Origin of the sequence: Faecalibacterium sp. I2-3-92, assembly GCF_023347315.1 — a bacterium.
Classification (GTDB): domain Bacteria; phylum Bacillota; class Clostridia; order Oscillospirales; family Ruminococcaceae; genus Faecalibacterium; species Faecalibacterium duncaniae.
This window is the reverse complement of record NZ_CP094470.1, coordinates 180,212-205,312: the sequence shown is the minus strand read 5'-3', so window position 1 is coordinate 205,312 and position 25,101 is coordinate 180,212. Positions and strand designations below refer to the sequence as shown.

Here is a 25,101-nt window from a genome sequence, read left to right as displayed (position 1 = left end):
TTACAGAAACCAAAGATCAGAACATATTTTCGTTATGATAACGCCCGCTGCAGACGAACTCCACCCACTCGGCCAGGTTCACGGCGTGGTCGCCGATGCGCTCCAGATATTTGATGACCATGAGCAGATCCAGGGCGGCATCCACCTTGCCGGGGTCGGCGGCGATCTCCTGCGCCAGCGTATGTTTGATGGCGTTGAAATCGTAGTCCACCTCATCGTCGGCGGCAATGACCCTGAGGGCGGCCTGCTCGTCCTCAGAGGTCAGGGCATTCAGAGCATCCAGGATCATCTTGTGCGCCTTCTGGCCCATCCTGATGGCCTGGCTCACAGCAGGGTCGCCCTCCTTGCGGACAGTGACCAGATGGGGGATGATCTCCGCGATATCGGAGGCATGGTCGCCGATGCGCTCCACATCCGTGACCACCTTCATGGCGGTGGAGATGCGGCGCAGGTCGCCTGCCACCGGCTGCTGGCGGAGCAGCAGGGTCATGCAGCGGTGCTCAATGTCCCGCTCCATGTTGTTGATGCGGCCATCGCCCTGCACCACGGCGGCGGCAGCCTCGGCATCGGCGGTGCAGAGGGCCTCCATTGCAGCTTCCACGGCATCGGCAGCGCTCTGACCCATCTCGGTCAGGGCCGTTTTCAGGGCAGCAAGGTCGTTTTCGTATTGTGTACGGTTGCTCATTGCGTTTTTCTCCTTAGCCGAACCGGCCCGAAATGTAATCCTCGGTGCGCTTATCCTGCGGGGTGCTGAAGATCTGCGCCGTGGGGCCGGCTTCCACCAGCTCGCCCAGCAGGAAGAAGGCGGTGCGGTCGCTGATACGGGCTGCCTGCTGCATGTTATGGGTCACAATGACCACAGTGTAGTTCTTTTTCAGCTCGCTCATCAGCTCCTCCACCTTCATGGTGGAGCCGGGGTCCAGGGCGCTGGTGGGTTCATCCATCAGCAGGACTTCGGGCTTGACAGCCAGAGCGCGGGCAATGCACAGGCGCTGCTGCTGGCCGCCGGAAAGGCCCAGAGCGCTCTTTTTCAGGCGGTCCTTGACCTCGTTCCAGAGGGCGGCACCCTTCAGGGAGCTTTCCACCAGCTCGTCCAACTCTGCCTTGTTGTGCACACCGTGCAGCCTGGGGCCGTAGGTGATGTTATCGTAGATGCTCATGGGGAAGGGGTTGGCCTTCTGGAACACCATGCCCACCCGGCGGCGCAGCTCGGTGGGCTGCATCTCGCGGGCAAAAATATCCTGCCCTTTCAGGCGGACATCGCCCTCGATGCGGATCCCGGGCACAAGGTCGTTCATCCGGTTCAGGGTCTTCAGGAAGGTGGACTTGCCGCAGCCGGAGGGGCCGATAAGGGCCGTGATCTCCCGCTCTCCCATGTCCAGCGAAATATCTTTCAGCGCCTTGAAATCCCCGTACCAGAGGTTCAGGTTTTTGGCTGTGATAATGGGTGATACGTTTTCCATAGTTTTCCTCGAGATTTCCTCGTGTATTAAACCCCTCAGTCTCGCATACGCTCGACAGCCCCCCTAATAGTGGGGCCCTTGGCATTTCGTAAAGCTTAACCGTTTTGCCAAGGCCGCCCCTACTAGGGGCGGTGGCAATGCGGAGCATTGACGGTGGGGTTTATTTACTGCTTCTGTTTCAGTTTGGTTTTGGCCAGCCGGGCTGCCAGATTGATGGCAAGCACCAGCACCAGCAGCACTGCACCAATGGCCCAGGCGGAGTCAAAATCGCCGTCCTCAAAGGCACGGAGGTAGAGCAGCACCGACAGGGTGGCACCGTTGGAGGTGTAGGCCTTGAGCACACCGTTGGCAATGACCTCGGCGGCACCGGCAGTGAAGAGCAGCGCGGCGCTCTCGCCCACGATGCGGCCCACAGCCAGGATGCAGCCGGTCACGATGCCATCGATGCTGCAGGGCAGCACGATGGTGCGGATGATGTGCCACTTGCCCGCGCCCAGACCCAGCGCACCCTCACGGTAGCCCTGGGGCACCGTTTTCAGGGATTCCTGGGTGGTGCGGATGATGGTGGGCAGATTCATGATCACCAGCGTCAGGCTGCCGGAGAGCAGGCAGGTCTGGAAGCCCAGGGTCTGGGCGAACACCAGCATGCCCACCAGACCGTAAATGATACTGGGGATGCCCGCCAGCGTCTCGTTGGTGAACTCGATCACCGAGATGACCTTGCGGTTCTGGGCGTACTCGGTCAGGTAAACGGCCGCGCCCACACCCAGCGGCAGTACGATCAAAAGCGTCAGCAGGATGACATACAGCGTGTTGAGGATCGCAGGCAGGATGCCGTCCGTGCCCTTCAGCACACTGGCGGTGGTGGTCAGGAATTTCCAGCTGATGTGAGGGATGCCGCGCACCAGCACCATGCCCAGAATGCCCGCCACCAGTACGATGACCAGCACAGCCGAGGCCCAGACCAGAGCGTTCATCACGCGGTTCCAGGTGCGGCGGGAGGCAGAAGCACTGTTATTCATCGCGCTTTCCTCCCTTCAGCACCACATTGAGCAGGATATTGATGCCCATGATAAAGACGAACAGCACCAGCGCAATGCTGAACAGCGCCTGTTTCTGCAGGCCGCTGGCGTAGCTCATCTCCTTGGCAATGGCGGTGGTCAGGAAGGTGACGCTGCGGAACAGGCTGTCCGGCATGTTGGGGCTGTTGCCAGCCACCATCATCACGGCCATGGCCTCGCCGATGGCGCGGCCGATGCCCAGCACGATACCGGCTGCAATGCCGCTCCTGGCAGCGGGGACGCTGACCTTGAACCAGGTCTCGACATCCGTTGCGCCCAGAGCCAGGCTGCCCTGCTCATACTCCGGCGGCACAGCGTTGAGCGCTGTGACCGACACCGACACGATGCTGGGCAGGATCATCACCGCCAGCACCACGATGGCGCTCAGCAGGCAGGCACCGGAGGCCTTGCCAAAGGTCTTGGCCACGGCGGGCACCAGCACCTGCATACCCAGCAGGCCGAACACCACGCTGGGGATGCCGCTCAGCAGCTCAATGGCGGTCACGACCACGGTGCGCACCTTCGGGCCTGCGGCCTTGGAGAGGAACACCGCCGTCAGCAGGCCAATGGGCACACCGATCACGGTGGCACCCAGCGTGCCGTAAACGCTGGACAGGATGAAGGGCAGGATGCCGTAGGCCGGGTCGGCAGCGGTGGAAGCCCACCGGGTGCCGAACAGGAACCGGAACAGCCCGATCTTCTGGATGGCAGGCACACCGGAGAGGACCATGTACACCGAGATCAGGAGCACACAGCCCACCGCCAGGATGCCGCAGAGGAAGAAGATGAAGTTCATCACCGTTTCCAGCCACTCAGCAGGGGTTCTGGGGAGAGAAATCTTTTTGTTGTTCATAGCATCATTGCTTTCCGCAATTACTCATTCACAGGAACAGCACCGGCAGTGCGGATCAGGTCAGCAGCATCGGCACTGGTGGCAAAGTCGAAGAAAGCCTGTGCCTGCTCAGACAGGGTGACAGACTTGTTGGTGACGAACACGAAGGGACGCTGCACCTCGTAGCTGCCGTCCTTGACGGTCTCCTCGCTGCACTCCACGCCGCCAACGGTGACCATCTTCACGGTGTCGCCCACAGCGGACAGGGAAGCGTAGCCGATGGCCAGAGGGTTGGCCTCCACAGCGCTGATGACAGCGCCGGTAGCGGTCAGCTCCTGCGCGTACTTGCAGCTGTCCTTGACATCCACGATGCTCTCAAAGCCATCACGGGTGCCGGAGCCAGCCTCACGGCCGATCAGAACGATCTCGCCGTCGTCGCCGCCGACCTCAGACCAGTTGGTGATCTCGCCGGTGAACATCTGCTTGAGCTGGTCAACGGTCAGATCCTCCACCTTGCTTGCATTGTTGACGATGATGGCGATGCCATCCAGAGCGATGGTGGTGCCATCCACGTCAGCCTTCTCGTCGTCCTTCAGGGCACGAGAGGACAGGCCGATGTCCAGGGTCTTATCGGTAGCACCGGTGATGCCTGCGCCGGAACCGGTGGGGTCGTAGCTGACGGTAACACCCGGCTCAACCTCGGCAAAGCCTTCGGTCAGGGCAGCGATAACGTTCTTCATGGAGGTGGAACCACCGGTAGCAACGTTGCCGGACAGGGCAGCAGCGGTGGAAGAAGCAGTGGAGCCTGCAGCGGCAGAGGTAGAAGAAGCTGCAGCAGAGGAAGCAGAACCGCCGCAGGCGGTCAGAGCAGCAGCGGCAGCAACTGCACCGCAGACAGTGAGAAACGAACGACGCGTGATCTTTTTCATAATATTTGTCCTCCAAACATCCGGGCTTTCCGTTCCCGGCTCTTGTTTTCGTGTTTTCCTTGGGTACGGCACTATTGTATCCCAGTCGGAGAACCGCTTCGACCACAAGCGGGAAAAATCGAGGTAAATTGTTTGGACACGTTTTTGCCCCAATGTAAAATTTGGGCGTAAAAGAGCCCGGGGTGCGGGTGCACCTCGGGCTCTTGGGGGATATTAGACTTTATCGACAGCGGAGACTGTCACTTTGCCGTCACTCGTCAGAGCAAACTCAGCATTCTTGCCCTGCAAGGTCACATACAGCTTGAACGGCGTGCCCTTCTTAAAGGTCTCGTAGTCGCTGACCGATGCCTTGAACTGCGGCACGACGGTTTTGCTGAACGCACCGGCGGTTTTCACCAGAACGTCTGTCTTGTTCTGGAGCTCCAGCTCGTTCTTGTCGATCTTGGCGTGGAACACTTTTATGAACGCATCTCCTACAAGGCCGCTGCCATTGTACTTGATGCGCACATTGGGTTTGCAGAGATAACTTTTGGCGTTTTCATCGCCAACCACTTCGTCGCCGGTCAACACCATATCCGCGGCTACCGTCACTTCAAACTCACCCAGCCCGATGGTCGCGGACGGGATCTCGCTGCCGCCCCCATCGCAGCCGGTGAGGACACCAGCGGCAGAAGCGGCCAGCACAGCGGCGGCAGATGCTTTCAGAAACTCACGGCGGGAAAAAACATTGCGCATCAGAAATTCCTCCCATTTCAGATCTGGTTTGTTCCTATCACCATAGTACCATATTTACCCAGACTGTCAAGGGACAGAATTCAACCCCTCAGTCTCGCTACGCTCGCCAGCTCCCCTCATAGGGGAGCCCTTGGCATATCGGGAAAGTCTGCACGGATGGACAAAGCACCGTCGTTAAAGCTCGACCTCCACGCCATCGGGGCGGTAGAAGGTGACGTTCCTGCGCCACTGGGGCTCGCCCATGGTGCGGCGGTAGCAGTCTGCCAGCTGCCGCACGGCTTCCTCGGGGCTGCGCACCTTTCCGCCGCAGCAGGGGAGCACCAGCACCCGGAACCAGGCATCAAAGAGATGCTCTGTCCAACCGGTGTCCTTGGCCCCGCACCGGGCGTAAAAGCCCAAGCGGCGCACAGCCATGGCCTCGTCCTCCGCTTTTTCAGGGCACTCCGCTTCAATGAGGATGGCCTGCGCGCCCTTCTCGTGGTCAGGCAGGGCGGCCAGCAGAACGGCTCCGATGCCGCCGGCCCGATACTGGGGCAGAACGGCAAAGTAATCCAGCTGGCTCACCTCACAGCCCACGGGCCGCACCATCAACAGATACGCCACCAGCACGTCGTCCTCATACACGCCCCAGGTGTGGGCGGTACCGGCGGCCTCGCTGTTCAGGATCATGCTCAGGGGCTTCAGCTCTCCGGCAGGAAAATCCCGGCGCATCTCGTTCAGGTAAACGTTCGTCAGCTCTTCGGCGGTCAGCAGCCGCCAGGTCAGGTTCTCGGGGTTCATACGATACGGGTTCCTTTCTGGTAGACAGCCTGAATATTCAGTTCCTTGTCTGCCAGGATCACATTGCCGTAACGGCCTGCAGCCAGACTGCCGTAATCATTGTCGATGCCAATGCTCTTGGCGGGGTTTTCGCTGGCGGCGCGGACGGCACTTTCCAGCGGAACATTCATCTCCAGCACGGCACGCTTCATGCAGTCGTACAGGCAGGTGGCACTGCCCGCAATGGTACCGGGGTGCTCGGTCAGGGTGGCGCGGGGGCCGCTGACCGTGACCGCCTGACCGCCCAGGCTGTACTGGCCATCGGGCAGGCCGCAGGCCATCATGCTGTCGGCGATCAGGATGACATGGTCATCCCCGAAGGTGTTGAAGGTGAACCGCACCATGGCCGGGTGGATGTGAACGTTGTCGGTGATGAGCTCCACCTCCGCGCCCCGTTCCAGCGCCGCAATGATGGGGCCGGGCTCCCGGTGGGTGATGCCGGGCATGGCGTTGTACAGGTGGGTCATGTGGGTCGCGCCTGCGTCAAAGGCAGCGTTGGCGGTGTCGTAGCTGGTGCAGGTGTGGGCAATGGAGATGCGCACCTCGTCATGGCAGGCGGCAATGAACTCCAGCGCACCCGGCTCCTCCGGGGCGATATCCACCAGCTTGATCAGGCCGTTTGCCCGCTTCTGCAGGCGGCGGAACATTGCAACATCCGCCTTGTGGAGATACTCCGGGTTCTGGGCACCCACCTTGTTGGGGCTGATGAAGGGTCCCTCCATGTTGATGCCCACAAGGTCTGCGCCTCTGCCGTTTTGATGGGCGGCGGCAGCATCCATCACACCGTTCAGGATCTCTTCTGAGAAAGTCATGGTAGCAGGGCAGATGGCCAGCACGCCCTTACCGGCCTCAAAATCGGCCAGGGTCTGGATGGCTTCTTCATTGCCGTCACAGAAATCCTTGCCCATAGCACCGTGGAAGTGGATATCCACCAGGCCCGGCAGAGCGTAAGCGCCCTTGGCATCCACGATCTCTTCGCCTTCCTCCGGCTGTGCAAAGGGCACGATGCGCCCCTCCCGGATGGTCAGGCTCCCCTCCTCAAAGGTGTGGCGGGGGGTATAAATCAGAGCATTTTTGATGATCATATTCTTATTCTCACGCTTTCCTTCGTGCAACCTCTCAGTCGGGCTTGCGCCCGCCAGCTCCCCTTGTAGGGGAGCCTTTGGCAAAAAGATTCACTGAAATCGGCTGCCAAGGCCTCCCCTCATTAGGGGAGGTGGCATTGCGCAGCAATGACGGAGAGGTTTAATTACAGCAGGCTCAGTGCTTCCTCATCGGCCACAAGGATGCAGTCGGGGTGCATCTGCAGGATGGAGCCCGGGCACTCGGGGGTCACAGGGCCGGAGACGACCGCCTTGACTGCCTTGGCCTTTGCCAGACCGTTGGCCACCACCAAAACCTTGCGGGCCTGCATGATGGTCTTGATGCCCATGGTGTAGGCCTGCTTGGGCACCAGATCCTCGTTGCCGTCGAAGAAGCGCTTGTTGGCCTCGATGGTGGCAGGGGTCAGATTCACGCAGTGGGTCTCCAGCTCAAAGGCCTCGCCCGGCTCGTTGAAACCGATGTGGCCGTTGGGGCCAAGGCCCAGCAGCTGCAGGTCGATGCCGCCCACGCTGTGGATGATCTCGTTGTACTTTTTGCAGGCATCCGCAGCATCGGGGTTGGTGCCATCAGGCAGATGGATGGCCTCGGGGCGGATGTTGACCTTGTCAAACAGGTTCTTGTGCATAAAGCTCCAATAGCTTTCGGGGTGCTCCTTGGGCAGACCGCGGTACTCGTCCAGATTGACGGTGGTGACCTCAGAGAAATCCAGGTCACCCTTGTTGTACCAGTCCACCAGCTGAGCGTATGCGCCAACAGGGGTGCCGCCGGTCGCCAGACCCAGCACGCAGTTGGGCTTCATAATGACCTGTGCGGAGATGATGTTGGCAGCCTTGCGGGACATGTCCTTGTAATCTTTTGCACGAATGATCTTCATAATGGGGAACCTCCTGTTATTTTGCTTTGTTGTTTTCAGTATAGCATATTTTCCGGCCAAAAGGGTAGCCGGTTTGTGAACAAAACAAAATGCCGCCGAAAGCGGGGCGTAAACGCCCGCCCTCAGCGGCATTTTTACAGTTTGGGAATGGATGCGGAAGCAACCAGCCTTCCGCACGGAAACGTGCTCAGAAGGATGCTTACAGCATCTTCTTCAGCTCATCATACACGAACTGCACCTTGGTGCCGATGATGACCTGGCAAGTGGTCTTGTCGGGGCGGATGACACCGGCAGCACCGGCAGCCTTCACAGCCTTCTCATCCACAGCGGTGTAGTCTTTAATGGTGAAGCGCAGGCGGGTAGCGCAGTAGTCCACGCTGGAGACGTTCTCCTTGCCGCCGATGGCCTTCAGCACGCCAGCAGCAACCTCAGTGTAGTTGTTGTTGGCCAGAACGACCTTCTTCTCAGCTTCTTCGGCATCCTCGTCCTCACGGCCGGGGGTCTTCAGGTCGAACTTGGTGATGGCGAAGTAGAACACGAAGTAGAACACCACGAATGCAGCGATGCCCAGAGGAATGATCATCCAGGTCTTAGCAGCTGCAGGCAGAGAAGCGGAGAACACCAGGTCGGTAGCACCTGCGGAGAAGCAGAAGCCAGCACGGAAACCGGAGTAGTAGGTGATGATGGTGAAGATACCGTACAGAGCGGAGTACACAACGTACAGCGGGAAGCACAGGAACATGAAGCCGAACTCGAAGGGCTCGGTAACGCCGCAGACGAAGGCGCAGATGGCAGCGGACAGAACCAGACCGATGGCAGCCTTCTTGTTCTTGGCGGTACGGACCATAGCCAGTGCAGCACCGGCGATACCGAACATCATGCAGGGGAAGAAACCGGACATGTACATACCCAGGCTCCAGCCCACATCAGCAGAGGTCTCACCTGCCCAGAAGTGGGACAGGTCGCCCAGGCCGATGGTGTCGAACCAGAACACATTGTTCAGAGCGTGGTGCAGGCCGGTGGGGATCAGCAGACGGTTCAGGAAAGCGTAGATGCCAGCACCGATGCCGTCCATGCCTGCGATGCCTCTGCCAATGGCGACCAGTGCATCGAAGATGACGGGCCAGACGAACAGCAGAGCGACAGAAACAACGATGGAGATCAGGCCGGTGGCGATTGCAACAAAGCGCTTGCCGGAGAAGAATGCCAGCCAGTCAGGCATCTGAGTGCTCTTGAACTTGTTGTAGCAGGCTGCACCCACCACAGCGGCCAGGATGCCGATGAAAGAGTTGCCGGCCACCTTCTGGAAAGCGATGTAGGTAGCGGTGCCCTCTTCCAGGGTGCGCACCATGCTGACCACGCCGGGGCTCAGCAGCTGCTGCATCATCAGGTAGCTGACCAGGCCAGCCAGACCAGCGGTACCGTCGTGGTCATCAGCCAGGCCAACGGCTGCACCGATGGCGAACAGCCATGCCATGTTATCGATCAGAGCGCCGCCTGCCTTGACCAGCAGGAAGCCAACGGTGTAAGCTGCACCGGAAGTTGCAGCACCGGGGACACCCATGACACCCGGGGCCAGAGCATAGCCGAGACCCATCAGGATGCCGCAGATCGGCAGCACAGCGACGGGAAGCATCAGAGCTTTGCCCAGTTTCTGGAGATACTTCATCATAAGACACATTCCTCCTTAAAGAATGTTGTTGTTATGGAGGCCTCTGGTTGCAGGCTGTCCATAATTGCGTAACAATATTTTAACACATCCTCCGAAAAAAAGAAATAGGGTTCACGCCCGTTTTCGCAATTTTGCACCAAAAATCCTTGAATTTGCATCTTTCGTGAAAAACTTTTTGGAATTATTGCGCATTTCGGAGCAGGATTTTGAAAAAACTTTTCTTTTGCCCTTTCTTCCCAAACCGCTTGCATCCCGCGCCGGAATCGGGTACTATACTTATAAATAGAAAACACAAGACCCAGGGAGGTTCTTTTTATGGAATGGACTGATATCCGCCTGACCGTGGCCAAGGCCGATGCCGACAACGCCGAGGCCGTTGCCACCATGATCGCCGAAGGCGGCATCTATATCGAGGATTACAGCGACATCGAGCAGCAGGTGGCCGAGATCGCCCATGTGGATCTGATCGAGCAGGAGCTGCTGGATAAGCCCCGCGACACTGTGATCATCCACATGTATCTGGAGCCGGGCGCTTCCCCCGTGGAGACGCTGGCCCTCATTCAGGCCCGGATGGAAGCGGCAGGCATCGCCTACACCGTGGAGACCGAGGGCGTGGAGCAGGAGGACTGGCAGAACGGCTGGCGCAAATACTACCACCCCATGGACATTGGCAAACGGCTGGCCATCGTGCCCTCCTGGCAGGAGTATGATACCGACCGCGTCAAGCTGATCCTTGACCCCGGCCTTGCTTTTGGCACCGGCGGCCACGAGACCACCAGCCTCTGCCTGGAAGCGCTGGACGAGCGGGTCAGGGGCGGTGAGCGGGTGCTGGACATCGGCACCGGCAGCGGCATCCTTGCCATTGCCGCCCTCAAGCTGGGCGCAGACAGTGCCGAGGGTGTGGACATCGACCCCGTGGCCGTGCGCACCGCAGGCGAGAATGCCGCCCTGAACGGCGTGGCCGACAAGCTGACCGTTCTGGTGGGCGACCTGTCCGACAAGGCCAGCGGCAGGTACGACATCATCACCGCCAACATCGTGGCAAACGCCATCATCAGCCTTGCCCCCGCCGTGCCCGGCCTGATGGCCGAAAATGCCACCTTTATTGCCAGCGGCATCATCGACAGCCGCAAGGACGAGGTGATCGCCGCTCTGGAAGCCGCTAGCCTGACCGTGCAGGAAGTGAAGGAGAAGCGCGGCTGGGAGTGTATCGTCTGCAAAAAAGCGTAATTGCAGAAGCTTTCATGATTTCTTTCAGCTGGCTTGCCCTCTCCGTCACCTTCGGTGCCACCTCTCCCAAAGGGAGAGGCCTTGGCAAAAAGATGAAGTTTGCGTGGACTGCCAAGGGCTCCCACTTTGGGGGAGCTGGATTTGCGAAGCAAAGACTGAGAGGGCGAGGACGTTTAAGGAGAACCACTATGCCTCACCGTTATTTTACAACCGAAATCTCCAATGGCACCGCCACCCTGCGGGGGGCCGATGCCCATCATCTTTCCCGCGTGATGCGGGGCAAGCTGGGGGACACTGTCATCTTATGTGACGGCAACGCCGTGGAATACACCGCCACCATCACCGGCTTCGGGCCGGAGACGGTGGAGTTCAGCGTGGAGCCGGGCTATCCCAGCGCCGCCGAACCCAGCGTGGAAGTGACCCTGTTCGTGGGTTACCCCAAGCAGGACAAGCTGGAACAGGTCATCCGCCACGGCGTGGAGCTGGGCTGCACCCACTTTGTGCCCTTCTTCAGCCGGTACTGCGTGGCCGCCCCCAAAAAGGAGGAGCAGAAAAACGAGCGCTACAACCGCATCGCCTTTGAAGCCGCCAAGCAGTGCGGCCGGGGCGTGCTGCCGGATGTCGCCCTGCCCCTGCCCAATTTCGGGGCCCTCTGCCGCAGCCTGGAAGGGTACGATCTCGTGCTCTTCTGCTACGAGCTGGGCGGCGCGCCCCTGCGCCAGCTGCTGGCAGACGCACAGCCTGCCGACGGCCAGCGGCTGAAGATCGCCCTCATCACCGGTGCCGAGGGCGGCTTTGCCGTGGAAGAGGCTGAAATGGCCGCCAATGCCGGTGTGAAAACGGTCGGCCTCGGCCCCCGCATCCTCCGGTGCGAGACCGCCCCGCTGGCGGTGCTCTCTGCCGTGATGACCCTAACGGGCAACTTGGAGTAATTTTTATTTTCACATATACAAAAAGGACGGCGCATGCCGTCCTTTTTGTTTACTTTATTTTCGCGTTCATCAGCGCTTTTTTCACCTCAATGAGGTTTTGCGGGCTGACCGAGAAGCTCCGCAGGCCCAGCTGCAGATATTGCAGGGTGTTGGCCGGATTGCCCACCGCGCTGCCGCAGATGGTCACGGGGATCCCGCCCTCCCGGGCAGCCTCCACCACCATGCGGATGAGCTTTTTCATTGCGTGGCTGGCCGGGCGGTAGTAGCGCTCGGCAATGGAGATATCCCGATCCACCGCGTGGGTGTACTGGGTCAGATCGTTTGTCTCGATGACAAAGAAATTGCACCCGTGCTCCACGAATTCCTCTGCCGTCAGGCAGGCCGAGGGCACCCCGAACATCACACCAAAGGGCGTATCCGGGTCAAACTCATCTCCGCGCTCCCGCAGCAATTGGCGGCAGTGCGCTACCAGCCGCATGGCCTCATCCCAATCTTCGAGGTTGGTCACCATGGGGAACATGACCCGCAGGGGGCCGTGGGCCGCCGCCCGGAGCAGGGCGCAGATCTGCGTCTCAAACTGATTGGTCTGGCGCAGGCTGCTGCGGATGCCCCGCAGGCCCAGCTTGGAGGATTCCAGCCCCCTATGGATATCGGCCATGGCGCGGTCCACACCAAAATCAAAGGTGCGCACCGTTACCACACCGCCCTTTGCGGCGGCAATGCAGGATTGATAGAACACGAACTGCTCCTGCTCGTCCACCGGGCGGCCCGGCAGCATCATATAGCCGCTGCGCAGCAGGCCCACGCCGGAAGCGCCTGCCTGCAGCGCCGATTCAATATCCTCCTGCCCGTAGCAGTTGGCCAGAAGCTCAAACGGCACATCATCCTTTGTCCGGTTGGGCAGGACGCTGATGCGGGCGGCTTCCTCGCTCTCCCACTGCAGCTCGCAGATGCGGCTGACCGCCTGCTGGCGGGTGTTGGCATCCGGATCCAGGATGCACTCGCCGTTGTTGGCATCCAGCACCACGGTGCGGCCGTCGCAGTCGTTCAGAAATTCCCGTCCCACCTGCACCACGCAGGGAATGTGCATGGCCCGCGCAATGATCGCCGCGTGGCTCTGCTTATTGCCCTCCGAAGTGATGATGCCCAGGATCATCCCCGCCGGAACGCTGAACAGATCGCTGGGCATCAGCATCTCTGCCGCCAGGATCACCGGGTGATCCAGTGCCAGCCAGACCCGGCGACGGTTGGTCAGCACGTTCACCACGCGGCGGGCGGCATCCAGAATATCTGCACTGCGCAGCTGCATGTAGGCGTTGTCCTCCATGGCCGCAAGCTGCTCTGCATAGCGGTTGCCCGCACGGTACATGGCTTCGGCAGCGCTGATGCCCGCCTTGATCTGGAATTTGACCTCGTTCATAAAGCCTTCGTCTTCCAGCATCATGCTCTGGAACAGGAAAATGGCCTGCTCCGTGGGGCCGCTGCGGTCTGCCATGCCGTCCAGCTCACGCTGGGCTGTCCGGACAGCGTTTTCCAGCAGGCGCTGTTCCCGTTCCGCGTTGAACGGCCCGGTGGCAAAGTTTTCGTGCCAGCGCTCCAACCGGCTCACCTGTCCCATCACAAGGCCCGGCGAGGCGCTGTGTCCCTGATAGACCTTCATTCCTCGATCACCTCCGGCAGTACCGGCCCGGTAAGGGCACGGCAGACCAATGCCTGTAAGAACGTATTGGGCAGCAGAGCGGCCCGCGCGGCCTGTGCCGCATTGCCGCTGCCCTCAAACAGGGGCGCAAAGCTCTCGATGCGCTCCCGGTCGCATTTTTCCAAAAAGGCTTCCGCCAGTGTCCGGGTGGTATAGAACACGGTGGGGTCCACGCCCGCATCCTCGGCGGCAGCTTCCAGCGGGGCCAGCTGGGCATCCTTCATGTTGGCCAGCAGCAGGGCCGCATCCGCTGTCAGGGTCACGGGGTATTTTTCCCGCACCGCCTTCTGCACCTGCTGGAATTTCCACGCAAAGGCGGCGGCATCCTCACAGCTCTCGGCGCTGGTGGAAACGGCATAGGCGCAGCCCCGCAGATATCCCATGGCGCGGCGGGTATCGTAGTAGCCCAGCTCCATGTTCCGTCTGGCGGTATCGGGGTCAAAGTGGAGAATGTCCCCCAGCTCCCAGTAGCTGCGGATCATGGTGGTGGGCAGGCCGGTGCGGTTGGGCAGGGTGATGCCCACCCCTTCCAGATCAACACAGACCAGTTCCTCCGCGCCCATCTTCTGGGCCAGCGCGGTGGGCATATTGTCCCGGTAGCCGCCATCCAGGAACTGCACCCCGTCGATCTGCTTTGCCCGCAGGGCGGGGAAACAGGCGGCAGAGGCCAGCAGATAATCCTTCACCTTGCCCGCCGGGATATCCTCCAGCGTCAGCTCCCGGGGCTTCAGCCCCCGCTTTTCCACGGTGACAAGGCCGAACCGGATGGGCGAAGCCCGCAGGGCATCCTCATCCAGCACCCGCTCCACGATCTCTTCCAACGGGGTCACGTCCATACCGCCGTCCCGCACCACTTCCCGCAGGAAAGCGTGCAGCTCAGAGAGGTCGGCGTTTTCCTCCGGCAGCTCCATCACGTCCTGGCTGCGGATGCTCATCCACATATCCCGGGCCGTTTCGTACAGGTCCAGTGCAAACATGGCACCGTTCAGGCTGCCCACACTGGTGCCGGTGATGATCTGGGGCCGCCAGCCCAGCTCGGTCAGGGCACGCCACACACCCACCTGATAGCTGCCGCGCGCACCGCCGCCTGCCAGCACCAGTGCCTTGACCGGGGTATCATTCTGTGCCATCTGGAACGCCTCCTAGTCATTCTTTGGAAATCTGTCAAAAGTATACCATATCTTCCGGAAAAATTCTCCCTGTTTTTGGAACAAAATCCATGGTATAATTTTGTTAACTTGTGTGAAACGATGGTGGAGGTAAAACAATGCACTGCAACAACTGGATCTTTGATATGGACGGCACCCTGACCGACAGCATGACCGTGGTATGGGAGGGTGCGCCCGATGCCCTGCTGGCCCGCTATGGCCGCACCCCAAAATCCGACCTCCACAAAACGCTCCTGACCATGGGCATGGCCGATGGCGCGGCCTACCTCATCCGGGAGTATGACCTGCCCCTGAAAATGGAGGACTACAACGATGTGATGTGGGATGTTATCACCAAGCTCTACGAGACCGTGGAGCTCAAGCCCGGCGTGCGGGAGCTGCTGGCCCGCCTGAAGGCCGAGGGTGCCCGCATGTGCATCTGCTCCAACACCTGGAGCGCCCAGTGCCGCACCGTGCTCACCCGTTTGGGCATCGATGAATATTTCGACTTCTATGTGGAGGCACAGGGGGCGCTCCACAAGAGCAGGCCGGATGTATTTTTCCAGACCCTTACACGCCTGGGCGGCACTGACCCCGACCGGTGTGTTGTCTGTGAGGATTCCCTCTACGCCGCCCGCACCGCCCACGACGCAGGCTTCCACGTCATCGGCATCGCCGATGCCGCCAGCAAGTCCGATGAGCCCGCCCTGCGGGAGGTCAGCGACCAGTTCCTGACCGACTGGACGGAGCTGGACTGGAATAAGGTATAAGGATACAGCAATAAAACCCCGCCAAAAAGGCGGGGTTTTATATTTTCAGTTCTTTTTAGTTTTTCTCTCTTTTCAGAACCTCGTGATAATCGGCAAGGATCTGTTCCAGCGTGATGGTTTTCATACTGGCGATCAAATTATTTTTCAACGTATCGTAGGTTTTGCCCAGCACATTGCCGATGTTCCGGCCCACCGGACAAAAGGGCGAAGGAGAACCATGGATCCCGATCATTTTATCAATTGCCTCCGGGTCTACGACGGAACAGATCCGATACAGATCGATCTTCTCCGGCGGCAGAGCAAGCGCCGCACCACCCGTGCCGGGCTTTACCGTGATGATCTCGTCTTTTTTCAGGGCACTGAGGATATTCCGAATGGTGACTGGGTTGCACCCTGTCGAGCATGAAAGCAGTTCACTGGTCACTTTTTCCCTTTCACCGTACTCTGAAAGAAAAATCAGACAGTGAACCGCAATGGAACATTTATTGCTGATGTGCATAGGCGCAGCCCTCCCTCTCTTATTTTATCGCATTTTCCTTTTGGTGTAAATATTGACACTACATCTTTTCAGTGGTATACTCCATTTTAAGATGTAGTTTTATTTTTTACATCAAGGAGGATTTTCTTATGAACTGCTTCCAACTCATTTTCAGCCCCACCGGCGGCACGGAACGTGTTGCAAAAGCGATCACTCAGACCTGGCCGGAGGTGCAGACCATCGACTTGTCCGCACAGAACTTTACAGCACCTGCCATTCCATTCAGCGCAGCTGACCTCGTTCTGATTGCGATGCCAGCTTTTGAAGCCATGGCACCTCAGCCCGCTCTGGACCGTCTGGCGCTCTTACAGGGCAATGGTGCCCGCTGCGCCCTGGCAGCGGTCTACGGCAACCGTGCCGTTGATAACACCCTTGCCCAGATGGAAGACTATGCCCGGAACGCCGGGTTCCAGCCCATCGCCACAGTTTCTGCCGTTGCGGCACACAGTCTGCTGCCTGAATTTGCCGCCGGCCGTCCGGACGATGCCGATTGCCAGCAGCTGGCCGTTTTCGGCAAGCAGATCCTCGAAAAATTCACTTCCGGCTCCGATACCTGCCCGCCAATTCCCGGAGAGCACAACTGCAAAGCGAAGCGGGCCGGGCTGATTCCCACTGTCAATGCCAATTGCACTTCCTGCGGGCTTTGCGCACGGGAATGCCCTGTGGGAGCCATCTCCTACGATAACTTCACCGTTACCGATCCGTCCAAGTGCATTACCTGTATGCGTTGTGTTTCCCGCTGTCCGGTTCACGCCCGGTCTGTGGATGCCGCCATTGTCGCACAGGTGACCGATTTTCTGAGAGCCCGCTGTTCCGGCCGCAAAGAAAACGAGCTGCTCCTGTAAGACACCTTACCCTTCCAGAAACGCCCGGAACGCCGCCCTTACAGCGGGCTCACGCCCCCGGGGGATGGGCACCCGTGCCCCGCTGCGCATCCAGAGCTCCCCGGAAGAGAGCTGGGCGGCGGCGGCAAGGTTGACCACATAGGAGCGGTGGGGCTGCAGAAAACGGGCATCGGCCAGCAGGGGCTTTGCCACCTCGGAAAAGGGCACCCGCAGGGAGAGGGAGGCCACGTCCTCGCCGCTGGCAAGGTGGTAGTGCACCACATGGTGGGTACACTCCAGATACTCGATGTCCGCAAAGGGCAGAGCCCGCAGGCCCATGGCCGTGGCAACCGGGATGACCGGGCCGTATTCCGGCTCGGTGGCCCGGTCCAGCAGGGCTGTCAGCTGCTCCGGACGGAACGGGATATGCAGGTACTGCATCGCGTCCACCCGGAACGCTTCGTAGGCATAGGCCGTGGTGTGGGCCAGAAAGGCCAGCGGGGCCCGCACACCCCGGCGGCGCAGCTCTGCAGCCGCCTGCAGGCCGCAGCATGGGTTAGTGGCGGGCAGCTCAATGAGGTAGAGCTCGTACCGGGAGCCCGCTTCCTCCTGCTGCAGCAGGGCCGCTGTGCTTTCCAGCTGCTCCACGATGCAGGCATCGGCCCGGCGGGCATAATATTCCATGCAGTGGCGTTGCACCCGGCCCCGCAACACAGGGTCCGGGCTGCACACCGCAATGTGAAAGATCATATCCGCTCCTCCTTTCTCTCTGCACAGCGCTTGATTTTTGCGCCATGAGGGAGTATTATGGACGAAAAAAGAAATGAGGGACACCGCCATGGATCAGCCGCTCGTCAGCATCATCCTGCCCGTATACAACGCTCAGAATCATCTGGCCCGCTGCATCGGCAGCATCCTGAACCAGACCTATAAAAACATTGAACTCATTATCCTGAACGATGGCTCCAAGGATCACAGCCTGCCCGTGTGTGAGGAGTTCCGCGCCAAGGACAGCCGCATCGTGCTGGTGGACAAGGAGAACTCCGGCGTGTCCGACACCCGCAACCTGGGCCTGAAGCTGGCCGGGGGCGAGTATGTCCAGTTCGTGGACAGCGATGACTACATCGACCCGGACTTCACCCAGCATCTGGTGGAAGCCGCCGAGACGCACCACGCAGACCTTGTGATTGCGCCCTACAAGATGGTGATCCCCGCCGGGGCCACAAAGCCCGAGCAGGTGCTGGAAAAGCTGGAGGACAATCTGGGCGTGATGAGTGTTGCCCGGCCCCCTGAGGTGCGGGAATACGGTTTCCTGCCCGCCGGGGTCTACGACAAGGACACCTTTGCCCTGCGGCTGATGGACAAGCCTGCCTCCTACTTTTACAGTGTGCTCTGGAACAAGCTCTACCGCCGCATCCTGCTCACCGGCAATGACATCCAGTTCACCAGCGAGCTGAAATGGGCCGAGGATCTGGTGTTCAACATGCAGTATATCCAGTATGCCGAGACCTTTGTCTCCATTGACAAAGCCGGTTACTACTACGTCCAGAATCCCCAGAGCATCTGCCACACCCAGATCAACCCGGCCTCCATCGTGCAAAACAAGGTCCAGACGTTCCGGTATTATAAAGATCTCTACACCCGCCTTGGAATGTACGAGGAGGTGCGGCCCCAGCTGTACAAGTTCCTGGTGGATATCGCCGAGAGCACCTACCCCTCCGGCCCCTTCAAAAAGATCATTGAGGAAGCCAAGGAATATTGGAAAAACCGGAAAGAATAAACCAAAATCGGGAGACCCCCTGCGGGGTCTCCCTTTTTTGTGGTTATGCTCCGATGGCAGCGCACTTCTTTGCCAGCCAATCCCGCTCTTCTTCATTCAGGCGGGGAGCCAGCTTCTCGAACACTTCGCGGTGGTAGGCGTTCAGCCAGTCCAGCTCGTCCCGGGTCAGGACACCGGGCACCACAGGAGAGGTGGCAATGGGCACAAAGGTCAGCGGACGGAAGGCCAGGAAGGTGCCGTACTGGTTGTCGGCCTTGTGGTAGCACTCCAGCTCGTTCTCAATGCGGATGCCCACCTGACCGGCCTCGTACACGCCCGGCTCATCGGTGATGATCATGCCCGGCTGGAACACCGTGGTGTTGCGGCCGTTCAGGGAGTGGGGACCCTCGTGGACGTTGCCCACAAAGCTGACGCTGTGGCCGGTGCCGCAGCGGTAGTTGATGAGGTGCTGCCACAGCGGCTCACGGGCGATGGTATCCAGCATGTGGCCGTCGCAGTAGTTCAGCCAGACAGCCTTTGCAATGTCGATGTGGCACTGCAGGGTCCAGGTGTAGAACAGCTTTTCGTCCTCGGTCAGCTCACCCAGCGGGTAGGTGCGGGTGATATCGGTGGTGCCGTCCAGATAGGTGGCACCGCTGTCCACCAGCAGGAAGCCCTTGCGCTCCAGCTTGGCATGGTCCTCCTCGGTGGCGTGGTAGTGCATCATAGCAGCGTTTCCACCGTAGGCGGCAATGGTGCCAAAGCTCTCCACGATGAATTTGTCCTGTGCGGAGCGGTACTTGTGGAGGATCTCGTCCACAGTCAGCTCGGTCAGCTCTTCCCCGGCAGCCAGACGCTCTTCCAGCTCCTTCTGGAACCGCACCATGGCAACCGCATCCCGCAGATGGGCTTCGCGGTCGTGAGCCAGCTCGACCTCATTCTTCACGCCCTTCATGGGCAGCAGGGGGTCGGCCTCATCCTTCACGGTCAGGGCGGCGTTGTTCTGCAGGGTCTCGTAAACGGCAAAGTTCACGGATGCAGGGTCAGCCAGCACGGTCTGGGGCTCGGTCTCAGCGGCCAGGAACTTGAGCACATCATCGTACTCCTGGATCTCCACGCCGTTGGCCTTGAGCTCTGCGGCAGCTTCCTCGCCCAGACGTGCGGTGTTGATGAAGAGCACCGCGCGCTCCGGGGTCACATAGCAGTAGGACATGGCATAGGGGGTGCACTGGATATCCATGGCGCGCAGGTTCAGCAGCCAGGCCAGATTATCCAGCTTGCCCACCAGCTGTGCGGTGCAGCCCAGCTCCTTGAGCTTGCCGCGCAGGCGCTCCAGCTTTTCGGCAGGGGAGAAGCCTGCATACTCCTTGGGCAGGATCCATGCCGGGGTGGCAGGCCGGGCGGGGCGGCCCTCGGTCCACAGCTCATCCTCAAGGTTCAGGGTCTTGATGGTGCCCTTCTTGGCATCCAGCTCCTTCTGCACGCCGCGCACCAGCCCGCAGGAAGCGGTCAGGCCGCACAGGCCCAGCACGCCGTTCTCAGGCAGCACCTTGCCGCAGTATTCCTCCACGGTGGGCACGCCCGGCTCACCCATCCGCATCAGCTGGATCTCGGTACCGGCGATCTCCTTTTCGGCCTGCACAAAGTAGCGGCCGTCTGCCCAGACAGCGCTCTCGGTGGGGGTGACGACGAAGTTGGAGTTCTCGCCGTGGAAGCCGGAGAAATAGGTCAGGGAGGTGTAATGGTCGGGCAGGTACTCGCTGGAATGCGGGTCACCCACCGGGATCAGATAAACGTCCACGCCGTTGGCCTTCATGGCAGCCCGCAGGGCGGCCAGACGCTCAGGAACCGTGTTCATGCTCATAATAAAAAGCCTTCTTTCTTCCATCTATCTGCCGGAAAAACGTCCGGCGGCGGGGGTCACTGTGTCCTATTGTACCATCACTCCGGGCAGAATGCAATTCACCGGCAGCGAAAAGCCCCCGCCGGGGCATCAGCGCTCAGGCGGGGGCAGAAAGCACGGTCACTGCACATTCTTTTTTGCAAGATCTTTGGTGTACAGGGCACGGGTGGCGTTCAGCACAGCCAGCACCATCACGCCCACATCGGCGAAGATGGCGGTCCACATGCTGGCCAGACCCAGCGCACCCAGCACCAGGCAGGCGAACTTGATTGCCAGAGCAAACACGATGTTCTGATACACGATGCGCAGGGTGCGGCGGGCAATGCGCATGGCCAGCGCGATCTTGGCCGGGTCATCGTCCATCAGGACAACATCAGCGGCCTCGATGGCAGCATCGGAGCCCAGAGCACCCATGGCGATGCCCACATCCGCACGGGACAAAACCGGGGCATCGTTGATGCCGTCGCCCACAAAAGCGAGGTTTTCTTTGGGCTGCTTTGCGGCGAGGAGCGTTTCGATCTGGTCCACCTTGTCGCCGGGCAGCAGGCCTGCATGGTATTCATCCAGCCCCAGCTCGGCGGAAACGGCCTTTGCCACAGGCTCTGCGTCGCCGGTCAGCATGACCGTCTTGCGGACACCAGCCTGTTTCAGGCCCTTGATGGCAGCGGCACTGTGGGGTTTGACCACATCGGCGATGAGCAGATAGCCTGCGTATCTGCCCTCCATGGCAACATGGACGATGGTGCCCGGCTCAGTGATCTCGGGAACCGTCAGGCCCAGCTTTGCCATCAGGCGGGCGTTGCCGGCGGCGACGGTTTTGCCGTCCACCTTTGCGGTCACACCGTGGCCGCCCAGCTCCTGCACATCGGTCACACGGCTGGGGTCAATGTCCTTACCGTAAGCGTTCTTGATGCTCAGGGAGATGGGGTGCTTGGACCAGCTCTCGGCCAGAGCGGCGGCTTCCACAAGGGCATCCCCGGTCACGCCGTTTTCGGGGTGGATGCCCACCACCTTGAAGGTGCCCTGGGTCAGGGTGCCGGTCTTATCAAACACCACGATGCCGGTGCGGGCCAGCTCCTCCAGATAGGTGGAACCCTTGACCAGGATGCCGCAGGCAGACGCGCCGCCGATGCCGCCGAAGAAGCTCAGCGGGATGGAGATGACCAGAGCGCAGGGGCAGCTGATGACCAGGAAGGTCAGGGCGCGGTAGACCCAGTCACCGAAGCGGGTGGGCTGGCCCATCAGCAGCAGAACGATGGGGGGAACAAAGGCCAGCGCCAGTGCGCCGTAGCAGACAGCGGGGGTGTAGACCCGGGCAAAGCGGGTGATGAAGTTCTCGGTGCGGGCCTTCTTCATGCTGGAATTTTCCACAAGGTCGAGGATCTTGGAAACGGTGGATTCGCCGAACTCCTTGGTGGTCCGGACCTTCAGCAGGCCGGTCATGTTCACGCAGCCGCTGATGACCTCATCGCCGGAGCGGACATCCCGGGGCAGGCTCTCGCCGGTCAGGGCGGCAGTGTTCAGGGCAGAGGTTCCCTCCACGATGATGCCATCAATGGGCACCCGCTCGCCGGGCTGGACCACGATCACGGTGCCCACCTCCACATCATCGGGGTCCACCTGCTCCAGTTTGCCGTCCTCGTCCTCAACGTTGGCGTAATCGGGGCGGATATCCATCAGGCTGGAAATGCTCTGGCGGCTCTTGCCCACGGCCACACTCTGGAACAGCTCGCCGATCTGATAGAAGATGATAACGGCGCAGCCCTCCACATAATCGCCCAGCGCAAACGCGCCCACGGTGGCAACGGCCATCAGGAAGCACTCGTCAAAGGGCTGGCGGTTCTTGATGCCCAGCAGTGCCTTGCGGAGCACATCCCAGCCGACCACCAGATAGGGGATGCAGTAGAGCAGCAGCTCCACCGGCGTGGGGAACTGGGGCAGCAATTTGAGGATGAGCACCAGCACCAGAGCAGCAATGATCCGGTACAGGTTCTTCTTCTGCTTTTTATTCATATCTGTACTCTCCTTTTTTCTGGGTTCTGGGCCGCAATGCGCCGCGGCGGGCGGGGTGGATTCAACAGGTTTTCCCCACGGGGTAGACTTTTCCACGTTTTCCCCTGAGTTTTCCACGGACTTTTCCCGGAGAAAACCTACTTTTTCGCGTTTCTTTTTGCACTTTTTCGCGGAGGCTGTTGAAAACCCGGTGGAAACTGTTGAAAACCCGTTTTCTTTTCCACAGTTTCCCACACCGGCTTTGGGGCCGCTCTGCCCGAAAAATGCGTCACAAAAAGCTCCCCCGCAGGGGAGCCGCACCGGAGTTACAAACCCCTGTTTCCTCAGATATCAAAGATCTCACAGTCGTCCTCGACCTTTTTGCAGGCAGTCAGAACGTTCACCATGGTATCGTGGGGGTCTGCACCCTCAGCAAACTCAACCTTCATCTTCTGGGTCATAAAGCTGACGGTAGCCTGTGCCACACCTGCAACGGTGTTGGCGGCATCCTCCATCTTCTGGGCGCAGTTTGCGCAGTCAACTTCGATCTTGTAGGTCTTCTTCATCATAGGTACCTCTCTTTATTTTATATGGGCCTCTCAGGCGCGCCTTGTGCGCCCGGAGGCTTTGTACTGCGTTTTCCGTTTACTCCTCAATGTGGTCCATGCCCATCGAGAGGATGCTCCTCACATGGTCATCATCCAGTGCATAGTAAACGGTTTTGCCATCCCGGCGGAAGCGCACGAGCTTGGTGTCCTTGAGCACCCGGAGCTGGTGGCTCACTGCCGACTGGCTCAGCTGCACCGCATTGGCAATGTCCTGCACGCAGAGCTCATTGTCATGCAGCGCATATAAGATCTTGATGCGGGTGGAGTCGCCAAACACCCGGAACAGGTCGGCCAGCTCATACAGCACCTCGTCATCCGGCATCACCACCGGTTCCGTGTTTTCCTGCCCCGCCGGGGTCATCTGCTCCAATCCGATCATGTCCGTTCTCCTTTTGCCGCGTTTTACATGAACGTCTGTTCATGTGTTCATGTTATCATGCAGAAGAGCTTCTGTCAAGGGGTTTTGCAAAGATTTCTGTCCACTTTTCAAAATAGTTAAAACAAACCGCAAAACGCAAGAAATTTGCAGTTTTAATTTGCAAACAGCAGGCGTTTTGGGCAAACAAAAAGCCGCCCTGCCCGGTGGGGACAAGGCAGCTTGCAGAAAGCACTTATTTTCTCTTTTTGTGCCGGGCATCCGCTACCACCCACGGCAGATACATCAGACACAGCGCCACCGCAATGGCGGGCAGAAAGCCCAGAATATAGTATTTTTCACCCAGCAGGCGGGTAAACGCACTGGTGATGACATTGCCGTAGGGATTGTTCAGAAAGTAGAAATTGGTATTCAGTGGTTTATTCAAGAAGTAAATAGGCAGGGCAGAGCCAAACAAAAAAGCCAGCACTTGCGGGGCACGGCGGGCGCTGGGGCGGTAGCCTCTCACCACAAGCAGAACCGGGTAGAGCACCAGCAGGGCATGGATGCTGATCGAGTGCAGATTGATGAGCGTCCACCAGGAGGGCACGTCCAGCCAGCTGGGGCAGAGCAGAGCCAGCGCCGCACCGGGGATGCAGAGGGCATAGAGTTCCTCCTTGCACCAGTTCTGATCGGTGAGGGTATTGTACAGACAGACGAACACATTGATGCTGCACAGATGGAGAGGCAGATAGCTCCAGTTCCACTGACCGGTCAGAGCCATGCCCAGCAGCAGGGCAGCTTCATCGGCCAGCAGGGCAATGGTAACGCCCACGAGGATGCGCCGCCGGGCAGAGGCCGAGCTGCGGCGGTACCACAGGGCCATCCCCACAATGAACACCAACGAGAGGGCAAGCTCGATCAAATGGATTTTACCGTACAGCGGGTAACACCGGAAGTTCGGGCCAAGCTCCGCATGGGTGATATCGTAGGATTTCCAGAAGTCGTTCATGTTTTTTTTCCATCCCTTTCGGGCCAATGATACCGCAAATTGCGCCAAACAGAAAGAGATTTGCAGAAAAAAACGCCCAAACAGGTGCATCTGTGCCAAAAGTGTGGTATTCTAACAATGTATTTCTAAATTTTCGCCTTCGGGCATCTGGAAAGGATGTATTTTTATGTTGGAAGCTGGAATCCGCGGCGAGCAGAGTGTCGCCGTTACTTCCGAGAACACCGCAAAGACCATGGGCAGCGGCACGCTGGACGTGTTTGCCACCCCCGCGCTGGTGGCACTGGCCGAAAAGACCTGCTGGATGAGCGTTGCCGCCGCGCTGGACGAGGGCTGCGGCACCGTGGGCACCCGGCTGGAGCTGGAGCACAGCGCCCCCACCCCTGTGGGCATGACCGTGACCTGCGAGAGTGAGCTGACCGCCGTGGAGGGCCGCAAGCTGGTGTTCAAGGTCTCCCTGCACGACGAGAAAGGCCCTGTGGGCGGCGGCGTGCACGAGCGGTTCATCATCAACAACGCCAAGTTTGCCGCAAAGGCAGAGAGCAAAAAGGGGTAACGGCCTCGCCCTCTCAGTCAGCGCCGTTGGCGCTGCCAGCTCCCCCAAAGGGGGAGCCTTTGGCATTGTGGGCAGGCTGACCGTGCAGATACAGCGGCACTCTGTCCTCTTCCATCACCTGCGCTTCCGCCTTTTGCTGGGCGGCGGTCAGCAGGCGGATGGCCTGTTCGTTGGCGCGGAACAGCTCAAAATACAGCGCTTTATAATCCGGCGTGGCGGCGGCCCCCTTTCCGTTTGCAATAGGGATAGTCTGCCCCGGGCCGGGACAAAAAATCAAGTGAGGAATCAT

General features: G+C 59.7%; 27 protein-coding genes. 6 read left to right on the top strand and 21 right to left on the bottom strand.

Translation table 11 applies throughout. The features are described 5' to 3' along the window. Nucleotides 1-16: 16 nt before the first annotated feature. The 11 genes from phoU to MTP42_RS00895 form a co-directional block, all read right to left on the bottom strand. Nucleotides 17-685, bottom strand: coding sequence for a phosphate signaling complex protein PhoU (phoU, locus tag MTP42_RS00945; RefSeq protein ID WP_249257756.1), 669 nt, complete (start codon nt 683-685; stop codon nt 17-19). Nucleotides 686-698: 13 nt separating this feature from the next. Next, nucleotides 699-1,463 carry a phosphate ABC transporter ATP-binding protein PstB gene (gene pstB, locus MTP42_RS00940; protein WP_005928671.1) on the bottom strand — a complete coding sequence of 255 codons (765 nt, stop codon included), beginning with the start codon at nt 1,461-1,463 and terminating at the stop codon, nt 699-701. Between the two features lie 164 nt (nt 1,464-1,627). Next, nucleotides 1,628-2,485 carry a phosphate ABC transporter permease PstA gene (pstA, locus tag MTP42_RS00935; protein WP_156059515.1) on the bottom strand — a complete coding sequence of 286 codons (858 nt, stop codon included), beginning with the start codon at nt 2,483-2,485 and terminating at the stop codon, nt 1,628-1,630. Continuing rightward, a complete protein-coding gene (gene pstC, locus MTP42_RS00930; RefSeq protein ID WP_249257755.1) occupies nt 2,478-3,377 on the bottom strand; it encodes a phosphate ABC transporter permease subunit PstC in 900 nt (299 codons plus the stop codon). Before pstC ends, pstA begins: the two co-directional genes overlap by 8 nt. A 20-nt stretch (nt 3,378-3,397) precedes the next feature. Beyond that, nucleotides 3,398-4,285: a phosphate ABC transporter substrate-binding protein gene (locus MTP42_RS00925; RefSeq protein WP_156068010.1), complete on the bottom strand. Its 888-nt coding sequence runs from the start codon at nt 4,283-4,285 to the stop codon at nt 3,398-3,400. Between the two features lie 213 nt (nt 4,286-4,498). Then, nucleotides 4,499-5,020, bottom strand: coding sequence for a twin-arginine translocation signal domain-containing protein (locus tag MTP42_RS00920; RefSeq protein ID WP_249257754.1), 522 nt, complete (start codon nt 5,018-5,020; stop codon nt 4,499-4,501). A 174-nt stretch (nt 5,021-5,194) separates the two neighbouring features. Then, complete coding sequence (locus tag MTP42_RS00915) at nt 5,195-5,800, bottom strand: GNAT family N-acetyltransferase (RefSeq protein WP_249257753.1); 606 nt, start codon at nt 5,798-5,800, stop codon at nt 5,195-5,197. Continuing rightward, on the bottom strand, nt 5,797-6,924 hold the full coding sequence (gene nagA / locus MTP42_RS00910; protein ID WP_005928694.1) for an N-acetylglucosamine-6-phosphate deacetylase: 1,128 nt from the start codon (nt 6,922-6,924) through the stop codon (nt 5,797-5,799). Before nagA ends, MTP42_RS00915 begins: the two co-directional genes overlap by 4 nt. Nucleotides 6,925-7,088: 164 nt before the next feature. After that, entirely contained in the window at nt 7,089-7,817 is a 729-nt protein-coding gene (gene nagB / locus MTP42_RS00905; RefSeq protein WP_117476559.1) for a glucosamine-6-phosphate deaminase, read from the bottom strand. A gap of 199 nt (nt 7,818-8,016) precedes the next feature. Then, nucleotides 8,017-9,489: a PTS transporter subunit EIIC gene (locus MTP42_RS00900; protein WP_005928700.1), complete on the bottom strand. Its 1,473-nt coding sequence runs from the start codon at nt 9,487-9,489 to the stop codon at nt 8,017-8,019. Beyond that, entirely contained in the window at nt 9,486-9,782 is a 297-nt protein-coding gene (locus tag MTP42_RS00895) for a hypothetical protein (protein WP_249257752.1), read from the bottom strand. The genes MTP42_RS00900 and MTP42_RS00895 overlap by 4 nt, the downstream gene beginning before the upstream one ends. 22 nt (nt 9,783-9,804) lie before the next feature. Between MTP42_RS00895 and prmA the strand changes: the two genes are divergently transcribed. Together prmA and MTP42_RS00885 are read left to right on the top strand one after the other, a co-directional pair. Then, a complete protein-coding gene (gene prmA / locus MTP42_RS00890) occupies nt 9,805-10,719 on the top strand; it encodes a 50S ribosomal protein L11 methyltransferase (protein WP_249257751.1) in 915 nt (304 codons plus the stop codon). Between the two features lie 188 nt (nt 10,720-10,907). Beyond that, nucleotides 10,908-11,651: an RsmE family RNA methyltransferase gene (locus MTP42_RS00885; protein ID WP_097769788.1), complete on the top strand. Its 744-nt coding sequence runs from the start codon at nt 10,908-10,910 to the stop codon at nt 11,649-11,651. Between the two features lie 49 nt (nt 11,652-11,700). Here MTP42_RS00885 and MTP42_RS00880 read toward each other — a convergent pair whose 3' ends face one another. Together MTP42_RS00880 and MTP42_RS00875 are read right to left on the bottom strand one after the other, a co-directional pair. After that, nucleotides 11,701-13,311 carry a phosphoenolpyruvate--protein phosphotransferase gene (locus MTP42_RS00880; RefSeq protein WP_249257750.1) on the bottom strand — a complete coding sequence of 537 codons (1,611 nt, stop codon included), beginning with the start codon at nt 13,309-13,311 and terminating at the stop codon, nt 11,701-11,703. Next, complete coding sequence (locus MTP42_RS00875; protein ID WP_005928713.1) at nt 13,308-14,480, bottom strand: patatin-like phospholipase family protein; 1,173 nt, start codon at nt 14,478-14,480, stop codon at nt 13,308-13,310. Before MTP42_RS00875 ends, MTP42_RS00880 begins: the two co-directional genes overlap by 4 nt. A 137-nt stretch (nt 14,481-14,617) precedes the next feature. Between MTP42_RS00875 and MTP42_RS00870 the strand changes: the two genes are divergently transcribed. Continuing rightward, nucleotides 14,618-15,268: an HAD family hydrolase gene (locus tag MTP42_RS00870; RefSeq protein ID WP_249257749.1), complete on the top strand. Its 651-nt coding sequence runs from the start codon at nt 14,618-14,620 to the stop codon at nt 15,266-15,268. A gap of 55 nt (nt 15,269-15,323) precedes the next feature. On the opposite strand, the gene MTP42_RS00865 is transcribed toward MTP42_RS00870, so the two are convergent. Continuing rightward, nucleotides 15,324-15,767 (bottom strand): RrF2 family transcriptional regulator, encoded by a 444-nt coding sequence (locus MTP42_RS00865; protein ID WP_097773017.1) that lies wholly within the window; start codon nt 15,765-15,767, stop codon nt 15,324-15,326. 128 nt (nt 15,768-15,895) lie between these two features. Here MTP42_RS00865 and MTP42_RS00860 point away from each other — a divergent pair, with 128 nt between their 5' ends. After that, complete coding sequence (locus tag MTP42_RS00860; protein WP_097773018.1) at nt 15,896-16,651, top strand: 4Fe-4S binding protein; 756 nt, start codon at nt 15,896-15,898, stop codon at nt 16,649-16,651. A 6-nt stretch (nt 16,652-16,657) separates the two neighbouring features. Here the strand turns inward: MTP42_RS00860 and MTP42_RS00855 are convergent, their stop codons facing one another. Further along, nucleotides 16,658-17,380 carry a LytR/AlgR family response regulator transcription factor gene (locus tag MTP42_RS00855; protein ID WP_117476564.1) on the bottom strand — a complete coding sequence of 241 codons (723 nt, stop codon included), beginning with the start codon at nt 17,378-17,380 and terminating at the stop codon, nt 16,658-16,660. An 88-nt stretch (nt 17,381-17,468) separates the two neighbouring features. On the opposite strand from MTP42_RS00855, the gene MTP42_RS00850 reads away from it, so the two are divergent. Then, entirely contained in the window at nt 17,469-18,410 is a 942-nt protein-coding gene (locus tag MTP42_RS00850) for a glycosyltransferase family 2 protein (RefSeq protein ID WP_249257748.1), read from the top strand. A 43-nt stretch (nt 18,411-18,453) separates the two neighbouring features. On the opposite strand, the gene MTP42_RS00845 is transcribed toward MTP42_RS00850, so the two are convergent. The 5 genes from MTP42_RS00845 to MTP42_RS00825 form a co-directional block, all read right to left on the bottom strand. Continuing rightward, the gene (locus MTP42_RS00845) at nt 18,454-20,247 is read right to left on the bottom strand and encodes an aminopeptidase P family N-terminal domain-containing protein (protein ID WP_249257747.1); all 1,794 of its coding nucleotides are present in this window, start codon (nt 20,245-20,247) and stop codon (nt 18,454-18,456) included. 165 nt (nt 20,248-20,412) lie between these two features. Further along, nucleotides 20,413-22,305 carry a heavy metal translocating P-type ATPase gene (locus tag MTP42_RS00840; protein ID WP_249257746.1) on the bottom strand — a complete coding sequence of 631 codons (1,893 nt, stop codon included), beginning with the start codon at nt 22,303-22,305 and terminating at the stop codon, nt 20,413-20,415. 323 nt (nt 22,306-22,628) lie between these two features. Then, nucleotides 22,629-22,850: a cation transporter gene (locus tag MTP42_RS00835; protein ID WP_186851160.1), complete on the bottom strand. Its 222-nt coding sequence runs from the start codon at nt 22,848-22,850 to the stop codon at nt 22,629-22,631. A gap of 79 nt (nt 22,851-22,929) precedes the next feature. Next, entirely contained in the window at nt 22,930-23,271 is a 342-nt protein-coding gene (locus MTP42_RS00830; protein ID WP_005928738.1) for an ArsR/SmtB family transcription factor, read from the bottom strand. Between the two features lie 232 nt (nt 23,272-23,503). Further along, a complete protein-coding gene (locus MTP42_RS00825) occupies nt 23,504-24,259 on the bottom strand; it encodes a YwaF family protein (protein ID WP_099357262.1) in 756 nt (251 codons plus the stop codon). A 166-nt stretch (nt 24,260-24,425) separates the two neighbouring features. On the opposite strand from MTP42_RS00825, the gene MTP42_RS00820 reads away from it, so the two are divergent. Continuing rightward, nucleotides 24,426-24,812: a thioesterase family protein gene (locus MTP42_RS00820; RefSeq protein WP_005928748.1), complete on the top strand. Its 387-nt coding sequence runs from the start codon at nt 24,426-24,428 to the stop codon at nt 24,810-24,812. 13 nt (nt 24,813-24,825) lie between these two features. Here MTP42_RS00820 and MTP42_RS00815 read toward each other — a convergent pair whose 3' ends face one another. Then, complete coding sequence (locus MTP42_RS00815) at nt 24,826-25,101, bottom strand: hypothetical protein (protein WP_097769798.1); 276 nt, start codon at nt 25,099-25,101, stop codon at nt 24,826-24,828.

Coding starts and splice junctions, on each gene's coding strand:
- MTP42_RS00885 (WP_097769788.1), top strand. CDS start 10,908: ATGCCTCACCGTTATTTTACAACCGAAATCTCCAATGGCACCGCCACC.
- pstC (WP_249257755.1), bottom strand. CDS start 3,377: ATGAACAACAAAAAGATTTCTCTCCCCAGAACCCCTGCTGAGTGGCTG.
- MTP42_RS00815 (WP_097769798.1), bottom strand. CDS start 25,101: ATGATTCCTCACTTGATTTTTTGTCCCGGCCCGGGGCAGACTATCCCT.
- nagB (WP_117476559.1), bottom strand. CDS start 7,817: ATGAAGATCATTCGTGCAAAAGATTACAAGGACATGTCCCGCAAGGCT.
- MTP42_RS00860 (WP_097773018.1), top strand. CDS start 15,896: ATGAACTGCTTCCAACTCATTTTCAGCCCCACCGGCGGCACGGAACGT.
- pstA (WP_156059515.1), bottom strand. CDS start 2,485: ATGAATAACAGTGCTTCTGCCTCCCGCCGCACCTGGAACCGCGTGATG.
- MTP42_RS00915 (WP_249257753.1), bottom strand. CDS start 5,800: ATGAACCCCGAGAACCTGACCTGGCGGCTGCTGACCGCCGAAGAGCTG.
- MTP42_RS00830 (WP_005928738.1), bottom strand. CDS start 23,271: ATGATCGGATTGGAGCAGATGACCCCGGCGGGGCAGGAAAACACGGAA.
- MTP42_RS00900 (WP_005928700.1), bottom strand. CDS start 9,489: ATGATGAAGTATCTCCAGAAACTGGGCAAAGCTCTGATGCTTCCCGTC.
- MTP42_RS00925 (WP_156068010.1), bottom strand. CDS start 4,285: ATGAAAAAGATCACGCGTCGTTCGTTTCTCACTGTCTGCGGTGCAGTT.
- MTP42_RS00820 (WP_005928748.1), top strand. CDS start 24,426: ATGTTGGAAGCTGGAATCCGCGGCGAGCAGAGTGTCGCCGTTACTTCC.
- MTP42_RS00920 (WP_249257754.1), bottom strand. CDS start 5,020: ATGCGCAATGTTTTTTCCCGCCGTGAGTTTCTGAAAGCATCTGCCGCC.
- prmA (WP_249257751.1), top strand. CDS start 9,805: ATGGAATGGACTGATATCCGCCTGACCGTGGCCAAGGCCGATGCCGAC.
- MTP42_RS00840 (WP_249257746.1), bottom strand. CDS start 22,305: ATGAATAAAAAGCAGAAGAAGAACCTGTACCGGATCATTGCTGCTCTG.
- MTP42_RS00855 (WP_117476564.1), bottom strand. CDS start 17,380: ATGATCTTTCACATTGCGGTGTGCAGCCCGGACCCTGTGTTGCGGGGC.
- MTP42_RS00880 (WP_249257750.1), bottom strand. CDS start 13,311: ATGAAGGTCTATCAGGGACACAGCGCCTCGCCGGGCCTTGTGATGGGA.
- MTP42_RS00875 (WP_005928713.1), bottom strand. CDS start 14,480: ATGGCACAGAATGATACCCCGGTCAAGGCACTGGTGCTGGCAGGCGGC.
- phoU (WP_249257756.1), bottom strand. CDS start 685: ATGAGCAACCGTACACAATACGAAAACGACCTTGCTGCCCTGAAAACG.
- pstB (WP_005928671.1), bottom strand. CDS start 1,463: ATGGAAAACGTATCACCCATTATCACAGCCAAAAACCTGAACCTCTGG.
- nagA (WP_005928694.1), bottom strand. CDS start 6,924: ATGATCATCAAAAATGCTCTGATTTATACCCCCCGCCACACCTTTGAG.
- MTP42_RS00850 (WP_249257748.1), top strand. CDS start 17,469: ATGGATCAGCCGCTCGTCAGCATCATCCTGCCCGTATACAACGCTCAG.
- MTP42_RS00835 (WP_186851160.1), bottom strand. CDS start 22,850: ATGAAGAAGACCTACAAGATCGAAGTTGACTGCGCAAACTGCGCCCAG.
- MTP42_RS00870 (WP_249257749.1), top strand. CDS start 14,618: ATGCACTGCAACAACTGGATCTTTGATATGGACGGCACCCTGACCGAC.
- MTP42_RS00845 (WP_249257747.1), bottom strand. CDS start 20,247: ATGAACACGGTTCCTGAGCGTCTGGCCGCCCTGCGGGCTGCCATGAAG.
- MTP42_RS00825 (WP_099357262.1), bottom strand. CDS start 24,259: ATGAACGACTTCTGGAAATCCTACGATATCACCCATGCGGAGCTTGGC.
- MTP42_RS00865 (WP_097773017.1), bottom strand. CDS start 15,767: ATGCACATCAGCAATAAATGTTCCATTGCGGTTCACTGTCTGATTTTT.